The 22,971-nt window shown below is 67.6% G+C and carries 23 protein-coding genes; 12 read left to right on the plus strand and 11 right to left on the minus strand.

The window, feature by feature from the left end:
• Window position 1: 1 nt before the first annotated feature.
• The 4 genes from OG394_RS12940 to OG394_RS12955 all read right to left on the minus strand — a co-directional run bounded on the left by OG394_RS12940 (window position 2) and on the right by OG394_RS12955 (window position 4,415).
• Window positions 2-934: a carbohydrate ABC transporter permease gene (locus tag OG394_RS12940; protein ID WP_328995524.1), complete on the minus strand. Its 933-nt coding sequence runs from the start codon at window positions 932-934 to the stop codon at window positions 2-4.
• 2 nt (window positions 935-936) lie between these two features.
• Complete coding sequence (locus tag OG394_RS12945) at window positions 937-2,229, minus strand: extracellular solute-binding protein (protein WP_328995525.1); 1,293 nt, start codon at window positions 2,227-2,229, stop codon at window positions 937-939.
• 78 nt (window positions 2,230-2,307) lie between these two features.
• Entirely contained in the window at window positions 2,308-3,318 is a 1,011-nt protein-coding gene (locus OG394_RS12950) for a LacI family DNA-binding transcriptional regulator (protein WP_328995526.1), read from the minus strand.
• Between the two features lie 62 nt (window positions 3,319-3,380).
• Window positions 3,381-4,415, minus strand: a complete 1,035-nt coding sequence (locus OG394_RS12955; protein ID WP_328995527.1) for an MFS transporter — start codon at window positions 4,413-4,415, stop codon at window positions 3,381-3,383.
• Between the two features lie 189 nt (window positions 4,416-4,604).
• On the opposite strand from OG394_RS12955, the gene OG394_RS12960 reads away from it, so the two are divergent.
• Window positions 4,605-5,324, plus strand: a complete 720-nt coding sequence (locus OG394_RS12960) for an alpha/beta fold hydrolase (RefSeq protein ID WP_328995528.1) — start codon at window positions 4,605-4,607, stop codon at window positions 5,322-5,324.
• Between the two features lie 263 nt (window positions 5,325-5,587).
• A complete protein-coding gene (locus OG394_RS12965) occupies window positions 5,588-6,529 on the plus strand; it encodes an acyl-CoA desaturase (RefSeq protein ID WP_328995529.1) in 942 nt (313 codons plus the stop codon).
• A 1-nt stretch (window position 6,530) separates the two neighbouring features.
• On the opposite strand, the gene OG394_RS12970 is transcribed toward OG394_RS12965, so the two are convergent.
• Window positions 6,531-7,337 carry a methyltransferase domain-containing protein gene (locus OG394_RS12970; protein WP_328995530.1) on the minus strand — a complete coding sequence of 269 codons (807 nt, stop codon included), beginning with the start codon at window positions 7,335-7,337 and terminating at the stop codon, window positions 6,531-6,533.
• 84 nt (window positions 7,338-7,421) lie between these two features.
• On the opposite strand from OG394_RS12970, the gene OG394_RS12975 reads away from it, so the two are divergent.
• Together OG394_RS12975 and OG394_RS12980 are read left to right on the plus strand one after the other, a co-directional pair.
• Complete coding sequence (locus tag OG394_RS12975; protein WP_328995531.1) at window positions 7,422-8,966, plus strand: LuxR C-terminal-related transcriptional regulator; 1,545 nt, start codon at window positions 7,422-7,424, stop codon at window positions 8,964-8,966.
• Window positions 8,967-9,065: 99 nt separating this feature from the next.
• Entirely contained in the window at window positions 9,066-9,434 is a 369-nt protein-coding gene (locus tag OG394_RS12980) for a hypothetical protein (RefSeq protein ID WP_328995532.1), read from the plus strand.
• 155 nt (window positions 9,435-9,589) lie between these two features.
• On the opposite strand, the gene OG394_RS12985 is transcribed toward OG394_RS12980, so the two are convergent.
• Window positions 9,590-10,399 carry an isocitrate lyase/PEP mutase family protein gene (locus OG394_RS12985; protein ID WP_328995534.1) on the minus strand — a complete coding sequence of 270 codons (810 nt, stop codon included), beginning with the start codon at window positions 10,397-10,399 and terminating at the stop codon, window positions 9,590-9,592.
• Between the two features lie 746 nt (window positions 10,400-11,145).
• Between OG394_RS12985 and OG394_RS12990 the strand changes: the two genes are divergently transcribed.
• The gene (locus tag OG394_RS12990; RefSeq protein WP_328995535.1) at window positions 11,146-11,613 is read left to right on the plus strand and encodes a hypothetical protein; all 468 of its coding nucleotides are present in this window, start codon (window positions 11,146-11,148) and stop codon (window positions 11,611-11,613) included.
• Window positions 11,614-11,860: 247 nt separating this feature from the next.
• Window positions 11,861-13,090 carry an MFS transporter gene (locus OG394_RS12995; protein WP_328995536.1) on the plus strand — a complete coding sequence of 410 codons (1,230 nt, stop codon included), beginning with the start codon at window positions 11,861-11,863 and terminating at the stop codon, window positions 13,088-13,090.
• Window positions 13,091-13,141: 51 nt separating this feature from the next.
• On the opposite strand, the gene OG394_RS13000 is transcribed toward OG394_RS12995, so the two are convergent.
• Window positions 13,142-14,140 carry a TolB family protein gene (locus tag OG394_RS13000; RefSeq protein WP_328995537.1) on the minus strand — a complete coding sequence of 333 codons (999 nt, stop codon included), beginning with the start codon at window positions 14,138-14,140 and terminating at the stop codon, window positions 13,142-13,144.
• A gap of 257 nt (window positions 14,141-14,397) precedes the next feature.
• On the opposite strand from OG394_RS13000, the gene OG394_RS13005 reads away from it, so the two are divergent.
• Window positions 14,398-15,597, plus strand: coding sequence for a hypothetical protein (locus OG394_RS13005; RefSeq protein WP_328995538.1), 1,200 nt, complete (start codon window positions 14,398-14,400; stop codon window positions 15,595-15,597).
• A gap of 344 nt (window positions 15,598-15,941) precedes the next feature.
• On the opposite strand, the gene OG394_RS13010 is transcribed toward OG394_RS13005, so the two are convergent.
• Together OG394_RS13010 and OG394_RS13015 are read right to left on the minus strand one after the other, a co-directional pair.
• Complete coding sequence (locus tag OG394_RS13010) at window positions 15,942-17,504, minus strand: hypothetical protein (protein ID WP_328995539.1); 1,563 nt, start codon at window positions 17,502-17,504, stop codon at window positions 15,942-15,944.
• A gap of 43 nt (window positions 17,505-17,547) precedes the next feature.
• Window positions 17,548-17,769 (minus strand): hypothetical protein, encoded by a 222-nt coding sequence (locus OG394_RS13015; RefSeq protein WP_328995540.1) that lies wholly within the window; start codon window positions 17,767-17,769, stop codon window positions 17,548-17,550.
• A 113-nt stretch (window positions 17,770-17,882) separates the two neighbouring features.
• Between OG394_RS13015 and OG394_RS13020 the strand changes: the two genes are divergently transcribed.
• The 4 genes from OG394_RS13020 to OG394_RS13035 all read left to right on the plus strand — a co-directional run bounded on the left by OG394_RS13020 (window position 17,883) and on the right by OG394_RS13035 (window position 20,813).
• The gene (locus OG394_RS13020) at window positions 17,883-18,317 is read left to right on the plus strand and encodes a YciI family protein (protein WP_328995541.1); all 435 of its coding nucleotides are present in this window, start codon (window positions 17,883-17,885) and stop codon (window positions 18,315-18,317) included.
• Complete coding sequence (locus OG394_RS13025; protein ID WP_328995542.1) at window positions 18,317-19,369, plus strand: RNA polymerase sigma factor; 1,053 nt, start codon at window positions 18,317-18,319, stop codon at window positions 19,367-19,369. Before OG394_RS13020 ends, OG394_RS13025 begins: the two co-directional genes overlap by 1 nt.
• A 107-nt stretch (window positions 19,370-19,476) precedes the next feature.
• On the plus strand, window positions 19,477-20,310 hold the full coding sequence (locus OG394_RS13030; RefSeq protein ID WP_328995544.1) for a YndJ family protein: 834 nt from the start codon (window positions 19,477-19,479) through the stop codon (window positions 20,308-20,310).
• Window positions 20,307-20,813, plus strand: coding sequence for a DUF1990 family protein (locus OG394_RS13035; RefSeq protein ID WP_328995545.1), 507 nt, complete (start codon window positions 20,307-20,309; stop codon window positions 20,811-20,813). The genes OG394_RS13030 and OG394_RS13035 overlap by 4 nt, the downstream gene beginning before the upstream one ends.
• A gap of 27 nt (window positions 20,814-20,840) precedes the next feature.
• Here OG394_RS13035 and OG394_RS13040 read toward each other — a convergent pair whose 3' ends face one another.
• The gene (locus OG394_RS13040; RefSeq protein ID WP_328995546.1) at window positions 20,841-21,380 is read right to left on the minus strand and encodes an antibiotic biosynthesis monooxygenase; all 540 of its coding nucleotides are present in this window, start codon (window positions 21,378-21,380) and stop codon (window positions 20,841-20,843) included.
• A gap of 43 nt (window positions 21,381-21,423) precedes the next feature.
• Window positions 21,424-22,131, minus strand: a complete 708-nt coding sequence (locus OG394_RS13045) for a type 1 glutamine amidotransferase domain-containing protein (protein ID WP_328995547.1) — start codon at window positions 22,129-22,131, stop codon at window positions 21,424-21,426.
• 376 nt (window positions 22,132-22,507) lie between these two features.
• On the opposite strand from OG394_RS13045, the gene OG394_RS13050 reads away from it, so the two are divergent.
• Complete coding sequence (locus OG394_RS13050) at window positions 22,508-22,840, plus strand: hypothetical protein (protein WP_328995548.1); 333 nt, start codon at window positions 22,508-22,510, stop codon at window positions 22,838-22,840.
• The last annotated feature ends 131 nt before the right edge of the window (window positions 22,841-22,971 follow it).

Genomic DNA, 22,971 nt, shown 5'->3' on the forward strand with positions numbered 1-22,971 from the left:
GTCAATCCCTCTCCCTGGTCAGGAACCGCTGTACGGCGGACACCGCGAGCACCAGCACGAAGAAGACGAGTGAAACCGCTGCCGCATAACCGGTCGACTGCTGCTCGTAGCCGGTTCGTACCGCCATGAAGACCACGGTGGTCGTACGGTCCAACGGTCCGCCTTGCGTCATCACGCTGATCTGCGTGAACAGGCTGAACGCCGCGATGGTGATCGTGATGAGGATGAACGTCCGCGTCGCCCGCAGTCCCGGCCAGGTGATGTTGGCGAAGGTCTTCCAGCCTGACGCGCCGTCCAGTGCGGCCGCTTCGTACAGGTCGCGCGAGATCGTCTGCAGTCCGGCCAGCCAGACGATCATGTGGAAGCCGACCGCCTGCCAGATCGACATCACCATGATCGCGGGCATCGCGGTATCGGGGTTGTTGAGCCAATCGGTGCCGTGCCACTGGCCGAACGTGACGGCAGAGATGAGGTGGTTGAGCAGCCCGTCCGGTTGGTAGATGAACCGCCACAGCAGCGAGATGACGACCATTGACGTGACGACCGGCGCGAAGTACACGGTTCTGAAGAAGTTGGTACCGCGGACCTTCGCGTTCACCAGCAGGGCAAGCACCAAGGCGAGCCCGGCCTGGACGGGTACGACGACGACAGCGAAGTACACCGTGTTGCGCAGCGACGCCCAGAACAAACTGTCACCGAACAGCGTGACGAAGTTGTCGATGCCGACGAATCGCGCCGGCCGGGGCGAGATCAGCCTGGCGTTGGTGAACGCGAGCCCGAAGGCCAGCAGCACCGGGACCAGGAAGAAGACGACCAGCAGGATCACGGCCGGCGAGGCCATCGCGGCGCCGATCAGCGTCTCCCGCGAGCGAGCCGAGCGGCTCCGGACCTCGACCCGCCCACTCGCGATTTGGGTGGTGGTAACGGCAGACATGGTCAGGACTCGTAGTTGCCGTTGGACTTGATGTTGTTGTCGATGTCCGCGGCCGCCTTGTCGAGGATCTTCTGCGGGTCACCACCGGCCAGGATGTCCGCCACAGCCTTCTGGAACGTCGACGAGATGTACGGGTAGGCAGGAGTCACCGGGCGAACCAGGGCGGCCTTCTGGGAGAGCTCGAGGAAGAACCGGTACTTGCCACCCGGCGCGAAGCTCGGCACCTGGGCCGCCGCGTCGGTGTTCGCCGGGATCAGGCCGAGCGCGTTCGCGTAGGCGACGTAGTACTCCGGCTTCGCGGAGAACTTCAGGTACTCCAGCGCACCTTCCTTCGCCGCGCAAGACGACGACATCCCCCATTGCCAGGACGCGCCGCCGATCTTGGCGCCCTTGCCGAAGTCGGGCGGCGGCAGGAAGACCACGTCGGTCCCGAACTTCTTCGTCACCGTGTCCGCGGCCCAACTGCCGTTCCACATGATCGCGGACTTGCCGTTCACGAAGTCGACGGTCGAGTCCTTGCCGGACTTCTGCTGGGCATAGCCGTCGGTGACCAGACCGCGGAACCACGTCGCCCACTTCAGCGCGTCCGGACCGTTCAGTACGCCCTGCGCGCTTTGGTAGTTTTGGCGGTCCACCAGGTCACCGCCAAAGCTCTGCAGCAACGGCGAGTACGCGTACGGGATCCACTCGCCCGTCCCCGCCGTACCCATGTCGAGTGGGAAGGCGAACTTGCCGCCCGCCTTGATCTTGCCCACCGCCGCGTTGAACTCTTCACCGGTCCACGGCTGGTCGATGGTGGGGATACGAATGCCGTGCTGCGTAAGCACGGACTTGCGGGCGATCATGCTCATCGCGACGTCGTAATGCCCGAACGAGTAGACCTGGTCCCCCAGCTTGCCCAGCGTGCTCGGCAGTTGCTTGTCGAAGAACCCGGCGGGCACGTCCAACGGCTGGAGGTAACCCGCCCACGCCCAGTTGGGGACGTTCGGGCCGTCGATATCCAGGACGCACGGCAGCTTCTTGGCCGACGCCGCGGCGGTCACGGCATCGTTGTACGACGCCTGCGGGAACGACTGCAGCTTCACCTTGTACTTGGATTGGCTGGCGTTGAACGCGTCGACGACCTTCTTGTTGACCGCGAGCTCGGGCGCGTTACCGCCGTTGTGGGTCCACAGCTCGAGGGTGGTCACGCCGCCCTCGTTGGTCGCGCCGCTGTCGGACGAGCCTGACGAGCAGCCGGTCAAAGCGACAGCGGCCGCGGCCAGCAGCGCGACGAGTTTCGGTGTTGGTGACATGGCGGAATTCCCTTCGTTCGCGGGCATGGCGAAGCTGCCCGTACTGCGTCATGCAGCGGGGATGTGCAGTCGGGCCGGTTAGGCCACTGAGTTGCGGGCCACCAGCGGACAGGTCAGCACGGTGTGCTGTGGTCCGCCGAGGTCGTGTCCTTCGATGTTTGCGATCAGGGTTTCCACTGCCCACGCGCCCATCTCGTAGTGCGGCAGCGCGACGGTGGTGAGTCTGGGCCGGAGCCCCTCGGCGATGAGTTCCTGGTTGTCGAACCCGATCACCGACAGATCCTGGGGAATACGCAGACCGAGCTCGGCCGCCGCGTGGTACGCGCCCATGGCCATCCGGTCGTTGAAGCAGAACAACGCGGTCGGACGATTGGTTGCTGATAGCAACTTTCGCGTCGCCTCCAGGCCACCGTCGGTGTCCGACGTGTCGGCGACAACCAGGCTTTTGTCGTACGGCAATCCGGCATCGCGCAGAGCGGCGCGATAGCCCTCCAGCCGTCCGCGCGTCGCCGGGATGTCGTCGACGTTGGTGACGAAACCGATCCGGGTGTGGCCGTGACGGATCAACTCCTCCGTCGCCGTACGCCCGCCGCCGACCTCGTCGGGGACCACCGACGGGATCGCGTCGTCGGCCGACCGGGCATCCAGCAAGACGGTCGGCATCCCGGCCAGTGCTTCCGGTACGACGACCTTCTGGTGGTACATGGTCGCGTAGAGGAAGCCGTCCACCTGGCGCTGCCGGAGCGCCTGGATCTCGGCCGCCTCGAACTCGGGGTCTGCCCCGGTGTTGACCAGCATCAGCAGCCAACCGGCCTTGGACGCGGCCTCTTGCGCGCCGAGGATCATGCGGCCCGCGTACGGCGTGGTCGCGATCTCGTCGCTGATCAGCGCGAGCATCTGCGAACGTTGCAGGCGAAGATTCCTCGCCACGCTGCTGGGCGCGTAGCCGAGCTCCTCGGCGGCGCGACGGACCCGATCCCGGGTGGCGTCGGCGATCCGCTTCCCCGGTACGTCGTTCAGGACGTGCGACACCGTCGTGACCGAAACGCCCGACCGCGCCGCCACATCCTTGATCGACACCTTGCCCATGACCGTTTGCCCAATCGTTTTGCCAACTTGTGCGACTACTGTCCCGCTGGCTCGCACGTGTGTCAAGAGTCCATGCCCAAACGTTTTTCCACTATCCCGGTTTGGTAGAGGGAGAGGGAAAGTACGAGCAGGAGGAGGCCGGTCGCGGGGGCTTGCGCGAAGGCTGCGGAGGCGCCCCACGTGTCGGCGGCGTGGCCGGCGAGGTACGCCGCCAGCGCCGAACCGGCGGCGCTGGCGGAGTTGTTCCAGGTGAAGGCTTGGGTGAGGGTTGCCGGGTGGACGGCCTTCTCGGTTAGGACGTTCAGAAGGACGAGTATGGGCGGTACTGCGGCCTCCGTGACCACCACGGCGGCGGCGAGCCAGATCGCGGACGGCGCGAGAGGGAGCAGCAACGCCGTACCCGTGAGGTATGCGGTGGCGATGACTAGTTGACGGTGTGCCGGGGTGGGGTGCTGTCGCAGTCCGTAGAGCCAGCCGGCTAGCAATCCGCTGAGGCTGGAGGCGGCGATGATCAGTGCGGCCGCGCCGGGTATCTCGTGGCTGATCGCGAAGGCGGATATCGAGAGGCCGATGGTTCCGAAGTACAGCCCGATGGCCAGGTTCAGGAGTGCCAGGAGGAGGAAGGTCGGCTGTAGTAGGGACTGGTCGCTTCGCTCGGCGCTTTTGCGGGCTGGGTGGGGCGCGGTACGGCGCTGGGCGGCGAGCGCCGTGCCGCCGCCGAGGATCAGGGTCGCGGCGATGATGCTGGCGAGAGTTGTGTTGCCCGTCGCGCCGAGCGTGGTGACCAAGACGGGGCCGAGGAGGAAGGCGGTGGCGTTGGCCAGCGATTCCAGGGAGAAGGCGCTGGCCAGTTCGTCGGCCCGCTCGCCGCGCAGGAGGTGTGCCCAGCGGGCCGCGGAGAGAGCGCCGAGCTGAGGGAAGGCCGCGCCTGCGCAAGTGGCGGCGACGATCGCCGCGGCCGGGGTCGTAGACGCGAGGACGGCGGCGATGGCGACGCCGTGGGCGAAGAGGTAGAACGGGAGTACGCCGGTCTGGCCGTACCGGTCGATCAGGCGGGCCAACTGCGGCCCGATCAACCCGTGGCCCGCCAGGGGCATCCAGGACTGCGGCAGGACGGGACACGCGCCCTCAACCGCCGCCCCCAACACCGGGCGGAACAAACGTTGAGCCCGGGCCAAGGCGGACCCGAACGACTGCCCGGACCATAACAGGGCAACGGGTTTCCGGTCGCGCGCGTTTAAGTTTCGACCCGCCCAAACACCGTCGCGGCATGTCAGGCTTGCCCAATGAAAAGTGAGCGACCGGGGCAGACGCTGCTGCTGATCCATGGACTCGGTGCGACCGGGCGCGTTTGGGACGGCTGGCGAGACCTGCTCGATACCCACTGGCCCGGCCGATGGATGGCACCCGACCTCCCCGGACATGGGTCAGCGCCGCCGCTGTCGTCGTACAGCTTCGACTCGATGGCTGCCGCCGTCGCTCCGCAACTACCACCGGGCGGGCTGGTGGTCGTCGGTCACTCGCTGGGTGGAGTGATCGCTCTCGCACTGGCGAGCGGCCGGTACGGCGTACAGGTCGATCGGGCGATCGCGCTTGGCGTCAAGGTGGCGTGGAGCGACGGCGAGCTGGCCAAGGCGGCCGCGCTCGCTGAACGACCGACGGCATGGTTCGACACCAGGGCCGAAGCGGCTGCCCGGTTCCTTCGGGTGTCCGGCCTCGAAGGTCTGGTGGAGCCGGACGACGACCAGGTCGAGCACGGGCTCAGCTCCGATGGCGGACGGTGGCGGCTGGCGATGGACCCCCGCACCTTCGGGGTCGGGGCGCCGGACATGGCGGGGCTGCTGCGCGCGAGCCAAGCCGAGACCGTACTGGCGCGCGGCGAACTCGACCCGATGAACACCGACGCTCAACTCAACGCGCTGCACGACGAGGTGGTCACGTTCGCCGGCCTAGGGCACAACGCCCACGTCGAAGATCCGCGAACCGTCCACCTCACCGTGACCTGACGAAACTCCCGCTGCGGGCCCTAGAACGGTCATGGTGGCTGTGGGGCCGGTTGCCGACGCTGCGCCGAGGTCTGGCGCCTGCGGACTCGCGAGTGGATCGTGGTGTGTTAGGGCACTTGATGGGTGCGGCGTGGGCCGCCGGACCGACCGAGATATCGGCTTTCGGTGTTCAGAAGCGCACTCGGGCCCACCCAAGAGGCGGTGCACCAAGCCCCACCCTCGGGTGTCGGTCCCGAGAGGAGACCGACGTCTAGGAGTGGACCATGACTTCTACAGCAGGTTCCAGCAATTCGCTCCCGGGCGAATTCCAGCCCGTGGGTGGCAAGCTCGAGCGTGGGCTCATCTGGGTTTTCATCGTCGTGCCGACTCTCGCGCTGCTACCAGGCATCTTCGTCGCCTGGGGCGGCTGGATCGGCTGGCACGACATCGTCCTCCTGGTCGCGTTCTACCTGCTCACGGCCACTGGCATTGGCGTCGGCTACCACCGATGCTTCACCCATGGCTCCTTCAAGAGCAAGCGTGGCCTCAAGATCGCACTCGCGATCGCCGGCAGTATGGCGCTCGAAGGACCCGTCATCCGTTGGGTCGCAGACCACCGTAAACACCACAAGTTCTCCGATCGAGCCGGCGATCCACACTCGCCGTGGCGCTACGGCACCACCGTGTGGGCGGTGACGAAGGGTTTTGTTTTCGCCCATGTCGGGTGGGTGCTCTGGGGTCAAGATCGCGCCGACCCGAAGCGCTACGCCCCCGACCTTCTGAAAGACCCCGACATGGCGTTCATTTCGCGGCATTTCCGTGGGCTGGCGGTGATCTCTCTGCTGACGCCTGCGGTCATCGGTGGGCTGTGGGACATGTCGTGGTATCGAGCCGCGACCGGATTCTTCTGGGGCACTCTGGTCCGGATCGCCTTGATGCACCACGTCACGTTCTCGATCAACTCGATCTGCCATGTCACCGGCGAGAAGCCATTCGACACCCGCGACCGGTCCGGGAACGTCTGGTGGCTTGCCATCCTGAGTCAGGGCGAGTCATGGCACAACCTCCACCACGCCGACCCCACCTGCGCACGCCACGGTGTACTCAAAGGACAAATCGACATCAACGCCTGGCTCATCAAGCAATTCGAACGGCTCGGCTGGGTCTACGACGTCAAATGGCCAAACCAGGACCGCCTCAAGAAGAAGCGCGCAGCCACTGCTTGACCTAATGAGCTCCAGCCACCGGAGTGGCCGCTAGGACGTACCCGACCAGCGGGATGACCAGCCGGTCGTTCTGGACGAACTGTCCGAGCACCTCCCGCGAGCCCGCCAGGATTCGGTCCAGGTCTGCCTGGTCGAGCCGGTCCCGCAGCGGTGTTGCGTTCACCTCGGTTAGCACCATCGTCTGAATGTTCGGAAAGTACGCGGGCCGAGTGTGCTCGTGGACGGCAATCACCCGGAGCCCGGCGCCGGCGCACCGACCGCGCATGACCTCGGGATCGCCGGCCGCCCAGTAGGTGCCGAGCAACTCCACAGCGTCCGGTCCGGCGTACTGGGCGACCAGGTCCACCCAAGGCCCGTACGCCGGTTGTGCCCGCAGCGAGGAGAACGACTGCACCACCACGCGCCCGCCCGGTCGGGTGACCCGCGCCATCTCGCCGAGCGCACCGGTCGGGTCGGGGAAGAAGAAGATCGCGGCTTGGCAGGTCACGACGTCGAAGGCGCGGTCGCCGAATGGCAGTGCCGCCACGTCACCCTCGCGCCAGTCGATCTCCGGCGCAGTCCGCCGGGCGACGGCGAGCATCGCGGGATTGAGGTCGACTCCGGTCACCTTCCCGTCCGGGGCCAGCCGCTCGGCCGCCGCCCGGGCCACGACGCCGGTTCCGCACGCCACGTCGAGCAATCGGTCGCCCGGACCGACCTCGGCCGCCTGGAGCACGGGGTCCACCCAGTGTCGGAAGAGCGCGGGAACGAAGCGCTCTTCGTACACCTCGGCCTGTTCGGAACTGATGAGAAACCGTTCTGTCGCCATGTGTCCAGGCTTCGGCACCGGCCCTCGGCGGGGATCGGTCAGCTGACCCATCCGCGTTGCCTATTTTCGCGCGACACTGGCCCCATGACACCCGACGCCCTTGTCCGCGAGGCCGACGTGCGTGCCCGCGCGGGTGACTACGCGGGAGCGCTGGCCCTGCGTGAGCAGGCGTACGCCGCGCTCCGGGCCGGCGGTGACACCAGTGGCGCCGCACGCCTCGCGGCCTATCAGATCGCCTTCGACCACCTCGCCCTGTTCGGCAACACGGCCGTGTCCAAGGGCTGGCTCGAGCGCGGCATCCGGCTTGCGGAGGAATCGGGCGACTGTGTCGAGGCGGGTTGGGTCGCGCTGGCTCGGGCGCTGCACGCCGCGGACTCGGGGGAACGCGACCACTGGATCGCGACGGCCGCGCGATCCGCGGACACCTTCGATGACGACGACCTGCACTTCGTCGCGCTCGCCTACCGCGGCCTCACGCTGGTCGAAGCCGGACGGGTCACCGACGGCATGCGGCGGCTGGACGAGGCGGCCGCCGCGGCGTACAGCGGTGAAGTGGGCAGCTCGGTGGTGGCCGGGGAGATCTACTGCAAGCTCATGGTCGCTTGCGAAGTCGTGTTGGACGTGCCGCGCGCCGAGCAGTGGCACCGGGTGTTCGCAGCATTGGAGCAGCAGTTGGACGTGGCCTGGGCATCGGCGATCTGCCGCATGCATGTCGGCACGGTCTGGACCGCGGCCGGCCGCTGGGACGAGGCGGAGCGTGAGTTGACCCGATCGCTCGCGTTGTACGACGCGACCTATCGCGCCCTGCGGCCGGCGGCCTGTGCCCGCCTTGCCGAGCTCCGGGTTCGCCAGGGCCAATTCGTCGAGGCAGAGCGACTCCTCGTCGGCAGTGGAGACGACAGTTTCGGCATCCGTGCCGCGACCCGAGTTGCCTGGCAGCAGGCGATCACAGAGACCGAACGGAAAGCCGCGGTGGCTGCGCTCGTGGAGGTCCTCGCGCAGCACGACGGCGAGCTCGCGATGCTTCCTGACCTGGCATTGCTCGCCGAGCTCCAGCTGGCTTGCGGCCAGGCCGAAGCCGCCGCCGGGTCAGCAACGCGCCTCGCCGAGATGAGCCTCGGGGACATCGGTGCCGCATTGACCGGCTACGCCCGATTGGCCGAGGGACTGGTCGCGGCCGGGCATCCTCATGCGCAGGAGGCGCTGCGTACGGCCGTACGTCATTTCGCGGCTGCCCGGCTGCCGCTGGAACAAGCCCGTGCCCGGGTCGCACTGGCCCAGGCAGTCGCTGCATCCGACCCGGGCGTCGCGCTGGTGGAGGCTCGTCAGGCCGCCGAAACCTTCGGCTGGCTGGGCGCGGCCGCCGAATTCGACCGCACCTCGGCCCTGCTTCGCAGCCTCGGCGCCAGGCCAAGCCCGATGCCGCGCGCCGACGGTCTGCTGACAGGCCGCGAGCACGACGTTTTGGTCTTGGTCGCCGACGGGCTGTCCAACCCGGAAATCGCCGAACGGCTTTTCCTCAGCAAGAAGACCGTCGCCCATCACGTCAGCAACGTGCTCGCGAAGTTGGGCGTGCGCAATCGGGCGGAAGCTTCCGCGTGGCTCGTTGCCCACGACAACGACCGGTGATCCAGTCGGCGAGGGCGATGCAGGAAGCTGCAAAAGTGCTGCTCTACAACGCCAGATGCTCCTAGGGTCGGAGACCAACACCGAACGAAGGAGCTCCTCATGCGCACACGTAGCGCCCTGGCCGGACTGGGCCTTACGGCAACCTTCATGGCCGCCGCCGCACTACCCGCAGCGGCGGCGTCGTCGTACATCACGCACCCCGGAGTCACGGGAGAACTTGAGTTGGCCGGGAGAATCCTGGTTGACGACACCGCCTGCGATGACGACTCCGTCTATGCGCAGTGGAAGACCTACGGTGGGCAGGTCCAGAAGATCACCAACACCTCGGGCTGCAGGGCAGGCGCTTCAGCGGGAAACGTCCCCATGGGCAAGGGCACGGATATCTACTGGCGGGTCTGTGTCGACAAGTCGTGGCCGACCAGTGACTCCTGCTCCGCCTGGAAAGTAGACCGCCTCTGGTGGCCGTGACGTCTGGCTGGGGCGCCACGGGCTGTCCCCGTAGGCGCACAAGGCCAGGTAGTTGGCCACGGGCGCAACGTACTGCTGCTGCAGCTTCTCGACCTCCAGCGCCGTACATGCCCGCCAGTTGTCCGCCCGGACTTCTTCAAGGATCACGGTATGTGTCACGGGTGTTGGAACAGAGCGTCCACGTTGGGTAGCTGCGCGAACCTGTTGAACGTACCCGCGTCAGCGATCTCCCGGGCCGCCTCGAGGAGGCCGCCCCAGGCCGCGCGCGCAAGCGTCCCGCCCACGCTGATGCGCCGCACACCGAGTGCCGCGGCTTCCGCGACGGTGATGAAGGGAGCGTTGATCAGCAGGTTCACCGGCTTCGGTGACACTGCGGCCACCACTGCCGTCACCTGTTCGACGGTTCCGATCCGGGGAGCGTAGAGACAATCGGCACCAGCCTCCGCGAAGGCACGGAGCCGCCGGATGGTCTCGTCGAGGTCCGGGCGCCCGACGACGAAGCCCTCGGATCGAGCGGTGAGAACGATGCCCGTCCCGCTTTCGTCGATCGATCGCCGCGCCGCCCGGATACGCTCCACGGCAAGCTCGAAGTCGTGAAGGGGTTCCGCAGCACCGCGCGTGGAGTCCTCGATCGAAAGGCCCGCGATGCCCGTCGCAGCGGCCAGCTTCACGTTCTCGTAGACCTGTTGCGGATCGGCCGCGAAACCATCTTCGAAATCCGCGTTCACCGGCAGCTCTACCGCATCGGCGATGCCCCTCAGGTGCTCGAGCATCTCATCAAGCTTGACCTGGTTGTCCGCACGACCAAGCGTCCAGGCAAAGCCGGCACTCGTGGTCGCGAGCGCTTGAAACCCCAGTTGCTGCAAAGCCCGCGCGCTTCCCACATCCCAGGGATTAGGCATCACGAACGTGCCAGCGGAGTGCAACCGCTGAAACTCAGCGACCCGACCATCCTGCACGCTCACGCCGCACCTCCCCGCCGAGAACTCCCCTCATCAGCACCCTAGACCAAGTGCCGCCGGCCGCGAGCACGTCGAACACCATGTAGGTCGCGGGCAGCTGCGCGGTCTCGCGGCTTTGCAGGGCCGCGAAGTCGGGCAGCCCCTCGACGCAGACGACAACTTCGCCGTCTATCTTGAGCCGGATGCTGGGTTGTGCTGTATTGCTTGGCCGTGAGCGTTGTGGACATGTCCACAACGGCGCGTGGCGCTTCGTCGGAGCCGCGCAGTGACTCGCTGTTTGGCGGGGCAGATCTGTTCGTCCTCGCGCTGTTGGGGCCATTGCTCGGCATGGATCCAGGGCGTAGCGTCGCGAACGGATCCAAGCGACGCGGACTTGGCTCGGGGGTGGTGCGTGGGGGCACCACTGTTCGCTGGGGATCGGGCAGTGGTTGCTGGGCGTGTTGAGCAGGGAGGGTTCTGCGCCCGGGTCTCGCCGAGTGAATCCGGCCGGACCGAAACACGGCCCGGCGCCGGAGCTCAAGGGGGAGACGATGTCCACAGTGCGCGCCGGCAAACGCCCGGTCCTTGTGGCGACGCCTCGGCATCGGCATCCGACCCAAGCCTCTGCACGGTCGTCATCGACCCGTGACCACCACGCCATGACGTGCCCCGTCAGGAGCCACGCCCGTAGCGCGATCTCGTCCGGCTGTCCCTCCACAGCCGGGCCAGGTCGCCGTCGATCCGCTCCACTTTGAGTAAGGAGAAACACCATGCGGATCAGAGCAATCCTGCTTGCGGCAGTAGCGGCAATGCTGCTGGCCACAGGTCCGGCGTTCGCGCAGCCGCCGGTGACCGAAACCACCACCACCAAGAACGTCATCGACACCTTCGTCGACGTCGGACCGGGGTGCGAAGACGCTGCGCTGTTCACGGTCACCACGACGACCAATGTGATCGAGCACGTGACCGCGTTCCCGGACGGCCGGCTCCACGTCACCTTCACCCAGACCGGCACGTTCGTCGCCGTGCCCCTGGAGGATCCCAACCTGCCGACCTTCACCGGACACGTCACGGTCTGGGGCGGCTTCAACGACAACGGAGGGGCCGTGACCGGCACGTTCACCTTCAACGCCCATGGAACCGGGTCGGATGGTTCGAGGTTCCACCAGAACGAGGTGGAGCATTTCAACACCACGCCGACCGGTGCGGAGTTCTTCTTCACGCACTGCCACGACTGACGACGATTGGCCGCCGCCTCGCCGAACCCCTCGCTGGGTCGGCCGGCCCCGGGACGAGGGTGGTGAGACCGATTGCACCGGCGTAAGCGATGACGTGCTAGCAAGCAGGAGGCGGTGGAGCAGGAGCCCAGACAGTACGGAGAAGGGCAAGGCGCCGGATGGCAGATCGTGAACTGGTTGCCGATGCTGACCCCGCATAGCGTGGTAGCGGTCCAGCCATGGCCCCGCACAGGGAGATGATCCACGGGTGCGCATCCTCCCGTCGGGCGCCGGTCACGACGCCGCGGTCCTGTTGCAGACGCGAGGGATCCGGGCGTTCGGCGACGGGGTCGTCAGCGTGGTGCTCGCCGGGTACCTTGCCGCGATCGGTCTCTCCGAGGCCCGCATCGGTGTCGTCGTCGCCGCGACGCTGCTCGGCTCGGCTGCGCTGACGCTCGGCGTCGGGCTTCGCGGCCATCGAGTCGGTCGGCGCCGCCTGCTGCAGCTCGTGTCGCTGGTGATGGTCCTGACCGGGCTCGGCTTCGCCGCGGCGGACGGGTTCTGGGTGCTGCTCGTGGTCGCCTTCATCGGCACGCTGAACCCCTCGGGCGGCGACGTCAGCGTGTTCCTCCCGACCGAGCAGGCGCTGCTGCCGGGCACCGCGCCCGACGCCGAGCGGACCGCCCTGTTCGCCCGTTACACGCTGATCGGCTCGCTCGTCGCGGCGTTCGGCGCGCTGTGCGCCGGCTTGCCCGAGTGGATCGCCGCGCACGTCGACGTCAGCGACGAGACCGCGCTGCGCTGGACGTTCGTCGGGTACGCCGCGCTCGGCGTGACGGTCCTCGTGCGCTACCGCTCGCTGTCGCCGGCGATCGAGCCGCGAGCCGAGGCGCCCGCCATCGCGCTGGGCCCGTCACGCGGCATCGTGTACCGCCTCGCCGCACTCTTCACCCTGGACTCGTTCGGCGGCGGCTTCGTCATCACCGCCCTCGTCGTGCTGTGGTTGCAACGACGCTTCGATCTGTCGATCGCCATCAGCGGCGCGGTGTTCTTCTGGGCCGGTCTGCTCTCGGCGTTCTCGTCGCTCGTCGCCGTACGCATCGCCCGCCGCATCGGGCTCGTGCGGACGATGGTGTTCACCCACCTCCCGGCGAACGGCTTCCTGATCCTGGCCGCGTTCATGCCGAACGCGCCGCTCGCGGTCGCCGCGCTGCTGGCCCGCTCCGCGCTGTCGCAGATGGACGTCCCCGTGCGCACGTCGTACGTGATGGCGGTCGTCTCGCCGGCCGAGCGCCCGGCAGCGGCGAGCGTGACGAACGTGCCGCGCAGCCTGGCTTCCGTGGTGCCGCCCATCGTCGCCGGCTGGATGCTGGGCCACTCGACGTTCGGCTGGCCGCTCGTCATCGGAGGCGCGCTGAAGATTTGCTACGACTTGCTGCTGCTACGCCAGTTCCGCGACGTCCGCCCACCCGAGGAGCAAATACGGGCTACGGCGTGACGTCTTGATCCGGATCCCCCTGCGGGCTCTGCGCTTGCGGAGGGCGCCGCGCTATCGATTCGGTTGCCAGGCCGGCTGTCCGTCGAACCCGGGCGCCTGCGTCAGGGCCCGGCTTACACCGGTTTCGACATCAACGACGTAGACATCCCACGAACCCGCCGCGTCGGAGTAGTACGCGAGCGACCGGCCGTTCGGCGACCATCGTGGCCGTTCCTCTGACGCCGACTCGGCCACGACCGAGCGCAGCCCGGTCCCGTCCGCGGCCACGACCACGATGTCGAAGCCGGCCGACGTCACGACGTTGTACGCCAGCTGCGAGCCGTCGGCGGTCCAGGCAGGGTTGATGCCGCGGACCGGCTGCGGGAGGAGCGGCTGTTCGACGCCGGTGTCCGGATCGACCGCGCGGAGCTCGGGCGCGCCGCTTCGGGTGGTCGCGAAGCCGATCCGCGAGCCGTCCGGCGACCACTGCGGCTTGTCGTCCAGCCCGGGCGAGTTCACCAGCTGCCGGACGTTCAAGCCGTCGACGTCCATCACGAAGATGTCCCAGTCGCCGTCCCTGTTGGAGCTGAAGGCCAGTCGACGTCCGTCCGGTGACCAACTCGGGTAGAAGTTCGCGGCGGCGTCGCGGGTGATCTGCGTCAATCCCGACCCGTCTGGGGAGATCAGGTAGATGTCGCTCGCTCTAGGCGACCCTGCATTGAACGCCAGCCGTCGCCCGTCCGCCGACCAGGCCGGGTGCGAGACCGGCGGTAGCGACTCCTCCGTCAGCCGCCGCACGTCTGAACCGTCCGCCTGCATCAAGTAGAGCGCATCGATGCCATCGCGATCGGAGACGAAGGCAATGAGCCCTCCCGCGTGCGTGGGCGGCTGAGGTGACCCCGACGACAACGGCAGCCGCGGTGACCCCGCCGACGACGGCTGCTGCTGCGGTGCACCCTGCTGCGACGCCTCGGGGTCGGGCGTTGAGGTCGTGCACCCGAGCGCCATGAACCCAAGGACCCCGGCCAACAGCGCGCCCCTGATCAGCCGCTGCCCGTGGACTGTCCACATGACCTGAGCCTCGCGGCCGACGCGCGGCCCGCCAAGCAGCGGCCCGCTTCCGTATCCGAACCGTTGCGGTCAGGCGGGCCCCAGGTACGACGCAGAGGGGTTGCCGTCCACCATGCGCGCGCCGGCCGTGTGGGGCCAGGCCGCCTTCGCAACATACGAAGGCGTTACCGACCTCGGCTGAGACCGCGGCTGGGGAATAGCTGCAACTCGTCGGCTGCCCCTGGCAGGCGACCAAGACCGCACCTAGCATCCCGCTCATGACCAAACGCGTGGGGCGACTTGTGATCGGCGGGATCAGTGTGGCCTGCTTGCTCGGTGCAGCCTGGCTGACTCCCGCATCCGCTGACCAGCCAAATCCTGCTCCGGATCCGAAGACAGCCGCCGCATCGCGCGGATCGTTGCCGTTGGACATCACTGGCGACGCAGCCTTGTCGGAGGAGCGGGACCGATTCAGGGACACGCTCAAGCCGCTGGCGGCGTACGACGGAGGCACGATCTGGGACGGCCCATCCAGGACCCTGACCGTGCAACTGACCTCGGGCGCTGCCATCCAGAAGGCCCGCACGATGACCACCAGGGCCGCGAAGCCGTTCAGCGTCAACTACGTCCAGGTGAAGTACACCGCGAACGAACTGGAAGCGCTGTCCGCAAAGCTGCTGGACAACCAGGTGAAATGGGCCGGCGCGTCCGGGATCGGCGGCGGCTACGACCCGGCGAAGAACCGCGTCATCCTGCAAGTCGACCCGAAGTACAAGGAGGCCCCCAGGCTCGTCCGGGCTATCAAGAAGCTCAAGGACCCGCGTATCACCCTGGAGTACATCAAGGCCGTCGAGGGATCGGATGCTGAAAGCCGGGACGACGATTTTGCGCCGTGGTCGGTGGGCGCGATCATCGACGCCCCGGAGGCAGAGGTCTGCACCCTGGGCTGGGCCTGGAAGATGTGGGGCACCAACGAGATCGTTGGTTCCACGGCAAGACACTGCAGATTCCTCAATTGGTACAACAAGGGCACATACGTCGGGACGGTGTTCAAGTCCGCGAAGAGCGTCGACTCCGCCTTCATGCACGGCAGTACCTACGCGCGGAGCGTTTTCGTCGGGGATGAGTTCACCAATGACCTCCGTCCCGTGGTGGGAATCGACACAGCCTGGGTGGCCGGCGAATCGGTCGCCATGAGCGCTAATTCTGGCCTCTTCGTTTCGACCGTCCAGCTCCCGACCTACACGCTCCCTTCGTGCTCGACGGGAGCTGGACTGAAGGGTGTGCTCATGAAGACTGATGTATCGATGCCAGGTGACTCAGGCGGCCCCTGGCTGACAACGCAGAGCGGCAGCGGAGACGTGATCGCGCATGGTCAGCATTGGGGCGACGGATGCGCCGATAAACACGCCGGCTCCTTCTTCATCAAGCTGACCGACATCAGCGCCGCCCAGGGAGCGAGCCTCTACATCCATTAGCCGTTCTCCCAGCGCGCGCTCTGCGGAGACTGTCCGAGTCTCATTACGAGGAGGAATTGCACCGCCGCACAAGCCCTCCGCCAGCGCAAAATGGTGACACGACCGGTAGCACCACGACTGATCTTCGCGATGTCTCTCCTAGGTTCGCACCACGACTGACACCCACGCCAGCGAGAGGTAGCGCGGAATAGCCACTGCCGCTCATCTGCAGGCTGAAGTAGCCGGCCTAGCTGTTGAGCCTTGCGCGGTGTTCAGCGGCACGGTTCGGCCGCCGACCTCGAGCACCTTGCCGCGGTAGCGGCCGCACGCCACGACTTCGGGCCGGGCCAGGGAGCACCCTGAACTCAGACGAGGTACTTCGCCGCCGTCGGCAAGGTGCCCTCGACACGGATCGCGTACGGCACCAAGGGAACGATCGCCGGGTCCACCGCCCGGCGTCGACCAGCGGTGGCCTCCCGCAGGATCAGCCGCAACCGGTAGAACTGGTTCGCCCAGGCTGGCTGCACGTCGAGCCGAGGCAGTGACCGCTCGATGAGCTCACCGATACCGGTTGCGCCCTGGCCGACCGTGACGGCGGCGGAGACCAGGGAATTCAGCGCTCCCAGCGGAAAGCGCCCTCGCTCGACGTCCAGCGCCTCGACCAACTGCGCCTGTCGCCGGCTGTACCTCCGTCCGAGGGCCGAGTTCGCGTTTGCCCTGACGCCACCGAGGTCGAGCCGGAGCACGTCCAAGTTGAGCTCGACCCGCGCCAGCTGAACCGACGCGAGCGCACCCGGGACGTCCTTGGCACGCCGGACCAGTCTGGCTGTCAGCTCACGGTCAGCCGCAGCCCCCAGGCAGAGCTCGGCGGCCGCACGGCGGAGCAGCAGGTCCATGTACTCGCTCCAGCGGTCTTCCAACCTGTCGAACCTGACCATGGGGAACACGGCGAGCGCACGGTCCAGCTCGCTCCTGGCCAAGTCCAGATGACCGTGCAGCTGCAGAACATGGGCTCGGCTCCGCGTCGCCGCGACCGCCGCGCGACTCGCTGGACCAGCCCCCGTCACCGCCTCCCGAAGCCAGCGGGTGGTGACAGGCAGGGTGAGTGCCGAGTCCGTGTCGCGCACGATGTTGACGACGAGCTCCAGCAGGTGGAGCCGGATCCGTTCTCCCGGCCGCAGCGGCCTGGTCACCCGCATCGCGTGGTCCACCAGCAACGGATAAGCCTCAGCCGCACTGTTGCGCCAGGCTCGATCGAGTTCACCCACAGCGAGCTCGGCATCGTCGAAGAGCTGGTAGGACAACTGGGTCAGCCGACCGTCCTGGCCGGCGGGCTGAAGCCGGGGTACAGCAGGTAGCCGGGTGGCAAGGCGGGCGAGTGCCGGGCGGGCCCGATTCCCGGCCCGGTGGCGCCGAACCCGATCCGCTCCTGACCTCCTTGGTCCGTCAGTACTGAGGTTCTGATGCTCACGGGCGAGTCGCTCGTAAGCCTCGGCGGACTCCACCTCGCCATTGGAACGCGCCACGGCAGCTTCGCTCAGAGCTGCAATGGCCAGAGCCTCTCCGGCGACGGGCCGGATGGTTGCGGCGGCCCCCTCGGCACCCAAGCGGCCGGCCAGCACTTGATCGACGGTGTCCAGACGGGCGTCGAGCGAGCGGATCGAGGCCAGGCCCAGCTTTGCGGCCAGGACCGCTTTAGACGTGCGAACACCGTCCAGGCAGGCGGCTGCCGCCCACACCGACGCGTCGACGGCCGAGACCTCGCCGGCGGCCACAGCGTCGGCGAGCGCGATTCTCAGTTCACGGACCGCCGCCACCGAGTCACCGGCCCAGCGCGACGCCGCGAGGGGCGAACCGCGCGGCCGGCGGGACACCGCAAGCTCAGCCCAGAGCCAGCGTCGTACCTGACGCAGTTCTGCCCCCTCCATCGCGGCCTCTCTGCCGGTTTGTGCAACGCTCCGCGACTCCCGCTCACAGGATGCCGTAGTCGCGGGAGACGCTCGACCCGGACGCGGGCGAAGGGTCCGCTCGAGTGGCGGAGGTGTCGAGATGAACCGTGAACTCGGTGAGGATGCCGATCAACGGCGCGGAGAGCGGAAGGACGTCTGGTTGCGCCGGTCGGTACTGGTCGGCCAAGGCGTGGCCGCCGTGCTGACGGTTGTTCGACGGATCCAGGAACTGCTGGCCGGACACAGCTAGTCCCGAATGCTTCCCCAGATCCGTGTGAACGTCGCCGCCTTCCAAAGCTGCGACGTTAAGCTTTCTGGTCAGCAGGGCGTCCGCGTCAGCCATTGCTCAGGGCCGGTTTGACGGGCGAAACGCGGGTCGGAGGGATCGGCTGCGTCGCGGCGGGCACCGATGAGACGAACGCGGCCATGATGGCCAACGTCGACGAGATGATGGCCGCGACCCGCCGGTTCATCGAGGAGACGGCCAAGGCCGGCGTTTACGTCGCGGCCGAGGGGCTGGACGCTCCGGGCCAGGGCGTCGTGGTGCACTTCAGCGACGAGGCCCCGGTGGTCACGGACGGGCCGTACGGAGAGACCAAGGAATTGTTCGGGGGCTTCTTCCTGCTCGATGTCGCCTCGAAGCAGGAGGCGGTCGAATGGGCCAAGCGGGTCCCGTCGGTCCCCGGGTCCAAGATCGAAATCCGGCGCGTGCCCGGGGAGGACGAGGTCCCGCAGGAAAACGGGAATTTCGTCAAGGAAGCGGCCTTGCGCGAGAGCAGCGGCCAGATCTGATGGCGACGGCCGACGTCGAGGCCGTCTGGCGGATCGAGTCGGCGCGGATCGTCGCCGCGCTGACCCGGTTCACCGGCGATTTCGGGCTGGCCGAGGATGCTACCCAGGAGGCGGTGGCTGAGGCGCTGGCGTCGTGGCCGGTTGCCGCTCCGGCCAATCCGGCCGGCTGGCTGATGGCCACGGCCCGGCGGCGGGCGATCGACGCGGTCCGCCGGCGGACCGCCCTGCAGGACCGGTACGCCCTGCTGGCGGCCGGCCCGGCGGTCGACGACGAAATCGACCCCGACAGGATCGACGACGACGTATTGGCGCCGATGTTCGTCAGCTGCCACCCGGTGCTCTCCCGCGAGGCCCGGGTGGCGCTGACCCTGCGCGTGGTCGGCGGCCTGTCCAGCGAGGAGATCGCCCGCGCGTTCCTCGTGCCTGTGCCGACCGTGCAGGCCCGCATCACCCGGGGCAAGAAGACGATCGCGGCGGCCGGGGTGCCGTTCGAGCTGCCGGCGGCCGACGAGCGCCGGGAGCGGCTCGGCGGTGTGCTCAGCGTCCTCTACGTGATCTTCACCGAGGGGTCGACGGCCACGTCGGGCGACCGGCTGCTGCGCCCCGACCTCGCGTACGAGGCGATCCGGCTGGCCCGCACGCTGGCCGCGCTGGCCAAGGCATCGACTCGCGGCCTCGGTCCCTATGGCCTGCAGGCCGCGATCGCCGCCGCCCACGCGTCGGCGCCCTCGGTCGAGGCGACCGATTGGGACCGGATCGTAGTGCTCTACGAGGCGCTCGGCCGGGTCGCGCCCTCGCCGGTGGTGGAACTCAATCGGGCCGTCGCCGTGGCCATGGCCTCGGGTCCGGCGCAAGCCCTGGCCATCGTGGACGAGCTGATCGCCTTGGACCGGCTCCCCCGTTCGCATTTGGTTCCGACCGTACGCGGGGAGCTGCTGGCCCGCCTCGGCCGGCGACCGGAGGCGCGCGCCGAGCTGGAGCTGGCGGCCCGGCTGTGCGCCAACCAGCGCGAACGCTCAGTGCTGCTGCGCAAGGCGGCCGCGCTGGACTGACTCCTCGAGCTCGGCCGCGCCGGATCGTGATGTCACCCACGGTGTGACGTGACTCGCCCGTTTCGAACCTCCTGCCGGACTAGCGTGATCGGCAGGAGGTGGCGCAGGTGATCGTCATCGTTCACGCCGTCGTCAGTCTGGGCATGCTCGTCATCCTTCCGCTGGGTCTACATCTCGTTTCGAGCGGTACGACGCTCCGCAGGTGGTGGTGGGTGGCGGCCGTGCCGGGGGTGCTGGCCCTCTGGCTTCCGCGCGGACCGGTCTCGATCACCCTGGCCTCGATCTACTTCGCCGGCACCGGAGTTCTCGCGATCGTCGGCCTGTTCGCCGCTCGGCGGGTCCTGCGGGAAGGCCGCGCCGGCAAGGCCGTGGCGATGGCGACGGCCTTCGGGACGCCGGCGGTCGCGGCCCTCGCGCTGGTCGCCGAGCGTGCGTCGTACCCCTTGTTCGGGTTCAAGCTGTCGGTGCTGTCGTTGACCGTGGCGCATTTCCACTTCGCGGGATTCGCCGCGGCGCTGGTCGCGTTCCTGGTGGCCGGGGCCGTTCCGGGCCAGGCGGCGGACCTCGCGTCGTACTCGGTTCCCGTCGGCACTCTCGTCGTCCTGCTCGGGTTCTTCGTCGGCGACTGGCTCGAGCTCGTCGGCGCCGTCATCCTCACCGCGGGGATGTGGCTCGTCGGGTGGTGCCTGCTGCGGCTGCGCGCGGGCGCCGACCAGGTGACCCGGGTGTTGCTCGCGACGTCCGGCGGGGTACTCGCGGCCACGATGGTCCTCGCGCTTTCGTGGGCCCTCGGCCATGTGGTGGACACGCCGTACCTGCCGATCGAGTGGATGGCCGCCACCCACGGCGTCGCGAACGCCCTCGGCTTCGCCCTGTGCGGCCTGCTCGCCCTCCGACGACTCACCCCAGACAGGCTCGCCCCGGACAAGGTGGACGCATGAAGCTCGACGACCTCGCGGATCGACGGTTCAACTACGACTGTGTGGGCAGTACGACGGACGAAGCGAAAACGCCGACCGGGTATCACCGGTTGCAGATCCGGGAGCGAGTCGGCGACGCGGTGGCCTTCGAACGGTTGGCCGAGGCGGTGATGCGGTTCGACATGCACCGCGCCGCCGGGATCAGGATGCAGGCCACGACCGCCCGGGCCGAGATCGGCACGATGACGCTCGGTCGACTGGCGGTCATTCCCGTTCCCTGCAAGGTGGTCTGGGTCGCCAACGAGGCCGATCGGATCGGTTTCGCCTACGGGACTCTCGACGGTCATCCCGAGGCGGGCGAGGAAGCCTTCGTCGTCACCCGCGAGCCCGACGGCACCTGGTTCACACTGCTCGCCTACAGCCGCCCAGCCACCTGGTATGCCCGCCTCGGCGGCCCCGTGACCCGTGTCGCCCAGACCCAAGCCGCCCACCACTACGCCCGCTCCCTGCGCAAACTCGCCTGACCCCTGAGAACGCGAAGGCCTCGCTGCTCAGGACCACGCGTGCTGGGGATAGAGCCACCGGCGGAAGGCGCGGCTCAAGCGCGGCATGATCAGAAAGGTGAGGATCGGAGCCAGCAGAGTGGGGAATAGCGCAGCTCGTACCGGCAACGGCCAGGTGACCACATTAGGGGTGATCAACCAATTGAGGACGAGAGAAACTGGAAATGCGCCCAACACCGTCACCAGCGTCGTCTTCCATTTGGGCGGTGGCAACACCCGGTGCTCAGGAAGGCTGAACCACGTCTCCGTGCCGGTGATCTGCGGCGGCGCTTCGGACAGCTCACGGGCAATTTTGTGGACCTTCGTCAGCCATTCCAGTCGTTGCGGCAGGCGCATCCATTCCTGCAGCCGTTGTTCGCTCGTGAATCGCAGGACGCTGTGATAGATGCCGCCGCTTTCCTGCGGATGTAACCAGGTCACACCGTCATGACCACAGAACGTCCGGGCGTACGCAGCGATCTCATGGGTCAGCTGCTCGAACTGTTCTTCCTTGCCGTCTTCAACCTCCCAGGTGATCACCAAGGTCACACCTCGCCCCTGCCCCGGCAGGCCCGACGACGAACCGGCCGCGTCAGCGCTCATCGCCCAGCATGGCGAGTAGACGCTGTGCGGTTTCCACGCTGGATTGCGAATTCTGCCCGGTGATCAGGGTGCCGTCGACGACGACGGTGCTCGACCATGGCGGGCCGGGCTCAGGCAACGCGCCCAGCCGACGCAACCGCGCTTCCACAAAGTACGGCGTTGCTTCACCGAGTCCGCCCTGGAGCTCCTCCTCGTCGCTGAACGAGGTCAGACGTTTGCCGGCGAACGCGAAAGTCCCGTCGGGACGTGTCGCGCTGAGCAACGCGGCCAGGCCATGGCACAACGCGGCGATCGGCAGGTCACGGGCGGCGGCGTCGGCCAGCAACCGTCCCACCTCAGCGTCGATCGCCAGATCGGTCATCGGCGCGTGCCCACCCGGGATGTAGACGGCGTCGTAGTCGTCAAGGGACACCTTTGCCACCGGCAGCGGTGCGGCCAGGCTGTCCTCGATCGAGTCGAGGTAGCGGCGGAAGTCGGCGGCGTCCGCTTCCGCGACACCACCGCGCTCATCGAGACTGGCCGGATCCACCGTCGGCCGCGCACCACCAGGCGTGGCGATATCCACCTCGAACCCGGCCTCGCTCAGCACCCGGTGCGACGCGGCGACCTCCTCGGCCCAGAACCCGGTCGGATGGTCGCTGCCATCAATCAGCCTGACCGTGGCAGCCGCGCTCAGGATCATCAAAATCTTCGCCACAATACATTCCCCTTCAACAAAAGAACGAGCGGTAATCGTCGATCACACCTGGCGGCGAAAAGGTAACACCATTATTTGCGCCCGCCCACGTATGGTCGAGTTCGGCGACTTTGGTAAAGATCGCTGTGCTGCAAGCCGCGCAATCCAACGATTTACTTCGTGGCCCCGGCCGTGCCCGTCAAAGGCGATATTCACCGCAACAACTCGCCGATTTTCTGCATTCGCGAGCGAGGCCGGCCGCTGCCCGCCTGTCCGGAATCGGCCAGATCGCCCCGGAGAGCAAATCACCGTCGAATTCCGCTAGCCTCATCCGGTGTCAAGTGTGCGTGGTGCTGGGACATAGACATCACTGACTGGCATCGCGCACACTCGCAGGGTGAGTAGGCGCATCGTTATAGCAACCGTCGTATCGATCGCAGCGGCTTCTACGCCGGCGGCGGCCGCCCTCAGTCACGCCCAGGACGGCAAGCAGATGGAGGTAGTGAGAGTGACCTCAAATCAGGAGCCCCCGCCTCCATTTTTCGTGCCCGGAGACGAGCTGCCACTCATGGACAAGCACGGGAATCCAGTGGTCGACGCCGACGGTAACCCTGTGACCGTGCCCCTCCATCCGCCGGACAGCAAGGGCGAGCCGCCCGGAACCACCCACCACCGAGTCGTTGGCGATGATGGCTCGCCCGGCGAGGTCGTCATCGCCCCGCCCCAGTAACCGGAGAGCGGGAGGGCCCAGCGCTTGGCTCGGCAACGCCGAGCAGCTGTCGTCGGTATCGGCACTCATAGGCCCCCAGTCACCGCTCTACAAGTTCGGTGCGGCTCCTAGACCACGCTGGCCGGCCCCCA

It is taken from the genome of Kribbella sp. NBC_01245, assembly GCF_036226525.1.
Taxonomy (GTDB): Bacteria; Actinomycetota; Actinomycetes; order Propionibacteriales; family Kribbellaceae; genus Kribbella.

Coding starts and splice junctions, on each gene's coding strand:
- OG394_RS12970 (WP_328995530.1), bottom strand. CDS start 7,337: ATGGCGACAGAACGGTTTCTCATCAGTTCCGAACAGGCCGAGGTGTAC.
- OG394_RS12945 (WP_328995525.1), bottom strand. CDS start 2,229: ATGTCACCAACACCGAAACTCGTCGCGCTGCTGGCCGCGGCCGCTGTC.
- OG394_RS12975 (WP_328995531.1), top strand. CDS start 7,422: ATGACACCCGACGCCCTTGTCCGCGAGGCCGACGTGCGTGCCCGCGCG.
- OG394_RS12940 (WP_328995524.1), bottom strand. CDS start 934: ATGTCTGCCGTTACCACCACCCAAATCGCGAGTGGGCGGGTCGAGGTC.
- OG394_RS13000 (WP_328995537.1), bottom strand. CDS start 14,140: ATGTGGACAGTCCACGGGCAGCGGCTGATCAGGGGCGCGCTGTTGGCC.
- OG394_RS12960 (WP_328995528.1), top strand. CDS start 4,605: ATGAAAAGTGAGCGACCGGGGCAGACGCTGCTGCTGATCCATGGACTC.
- OG394_RS12955 (WP_328995527.1), bottom strand. CDS start 4,415: ATGCCCCTGGCGGGCCACGGGTTGATCGGGCCGCAGTTGGCCCGCCTG.
- OG394_RS12950 (WP_328995526.1), bottom strand. CDS start 3,318: ATGGGCAAGGTGTCGATCAAGGATGTGGCGGCGCGGTCGGGCGTTTCG.
- OG394_RS12980 (WP_328995532.1), top strand. CDS start 9,066: ATGCGCACACGTAGCGCCCTGGCCGGACTGGGCCTTACGGCAACCTTC.
- OG394_RS12965 (WP_328995529.1), top strand. CDS start 5,588: ATGACTTCTACAGCAGGTTCCAGCAATTCGCTCCCGGGCGAATTCCAG.
- OG394_RS12990 (WP_328995535.1), top strand. CDS start 11,146: ATGCGGATCAGAGCAATCCTGCTTGCGGCAGTAGCGGCAATGCTGCTG.
- OG394_RS13025 (WP_328995542.1), top strand. CDS start 18,317: ATGGCGACGGCCGACGTCGAGGCCGTCTGGCGGATCGAGTCGGCGCGG.
- OG394_RS13035 (WP_328995545.1), top strand. CDS start 20,307: ATGAAGCTCGACGACCTCGCGGATCGACGGTTCAACTACGACTGTGTG.
- OG394_RS13005 (WP_328995538.1), top strand. CDS start 14,398: ATGACCAAACGCGTGGGGCGACTTGTGATCGGCGGGATCAGTGTGGCC.
- OG394_RS13010 (WP_328995539.1), bottom strand. CDS start 17,504: ATGGAGGGGGCAGAACTGCGTCAGGTACGACGCTGGCTCTGGGCTGAG.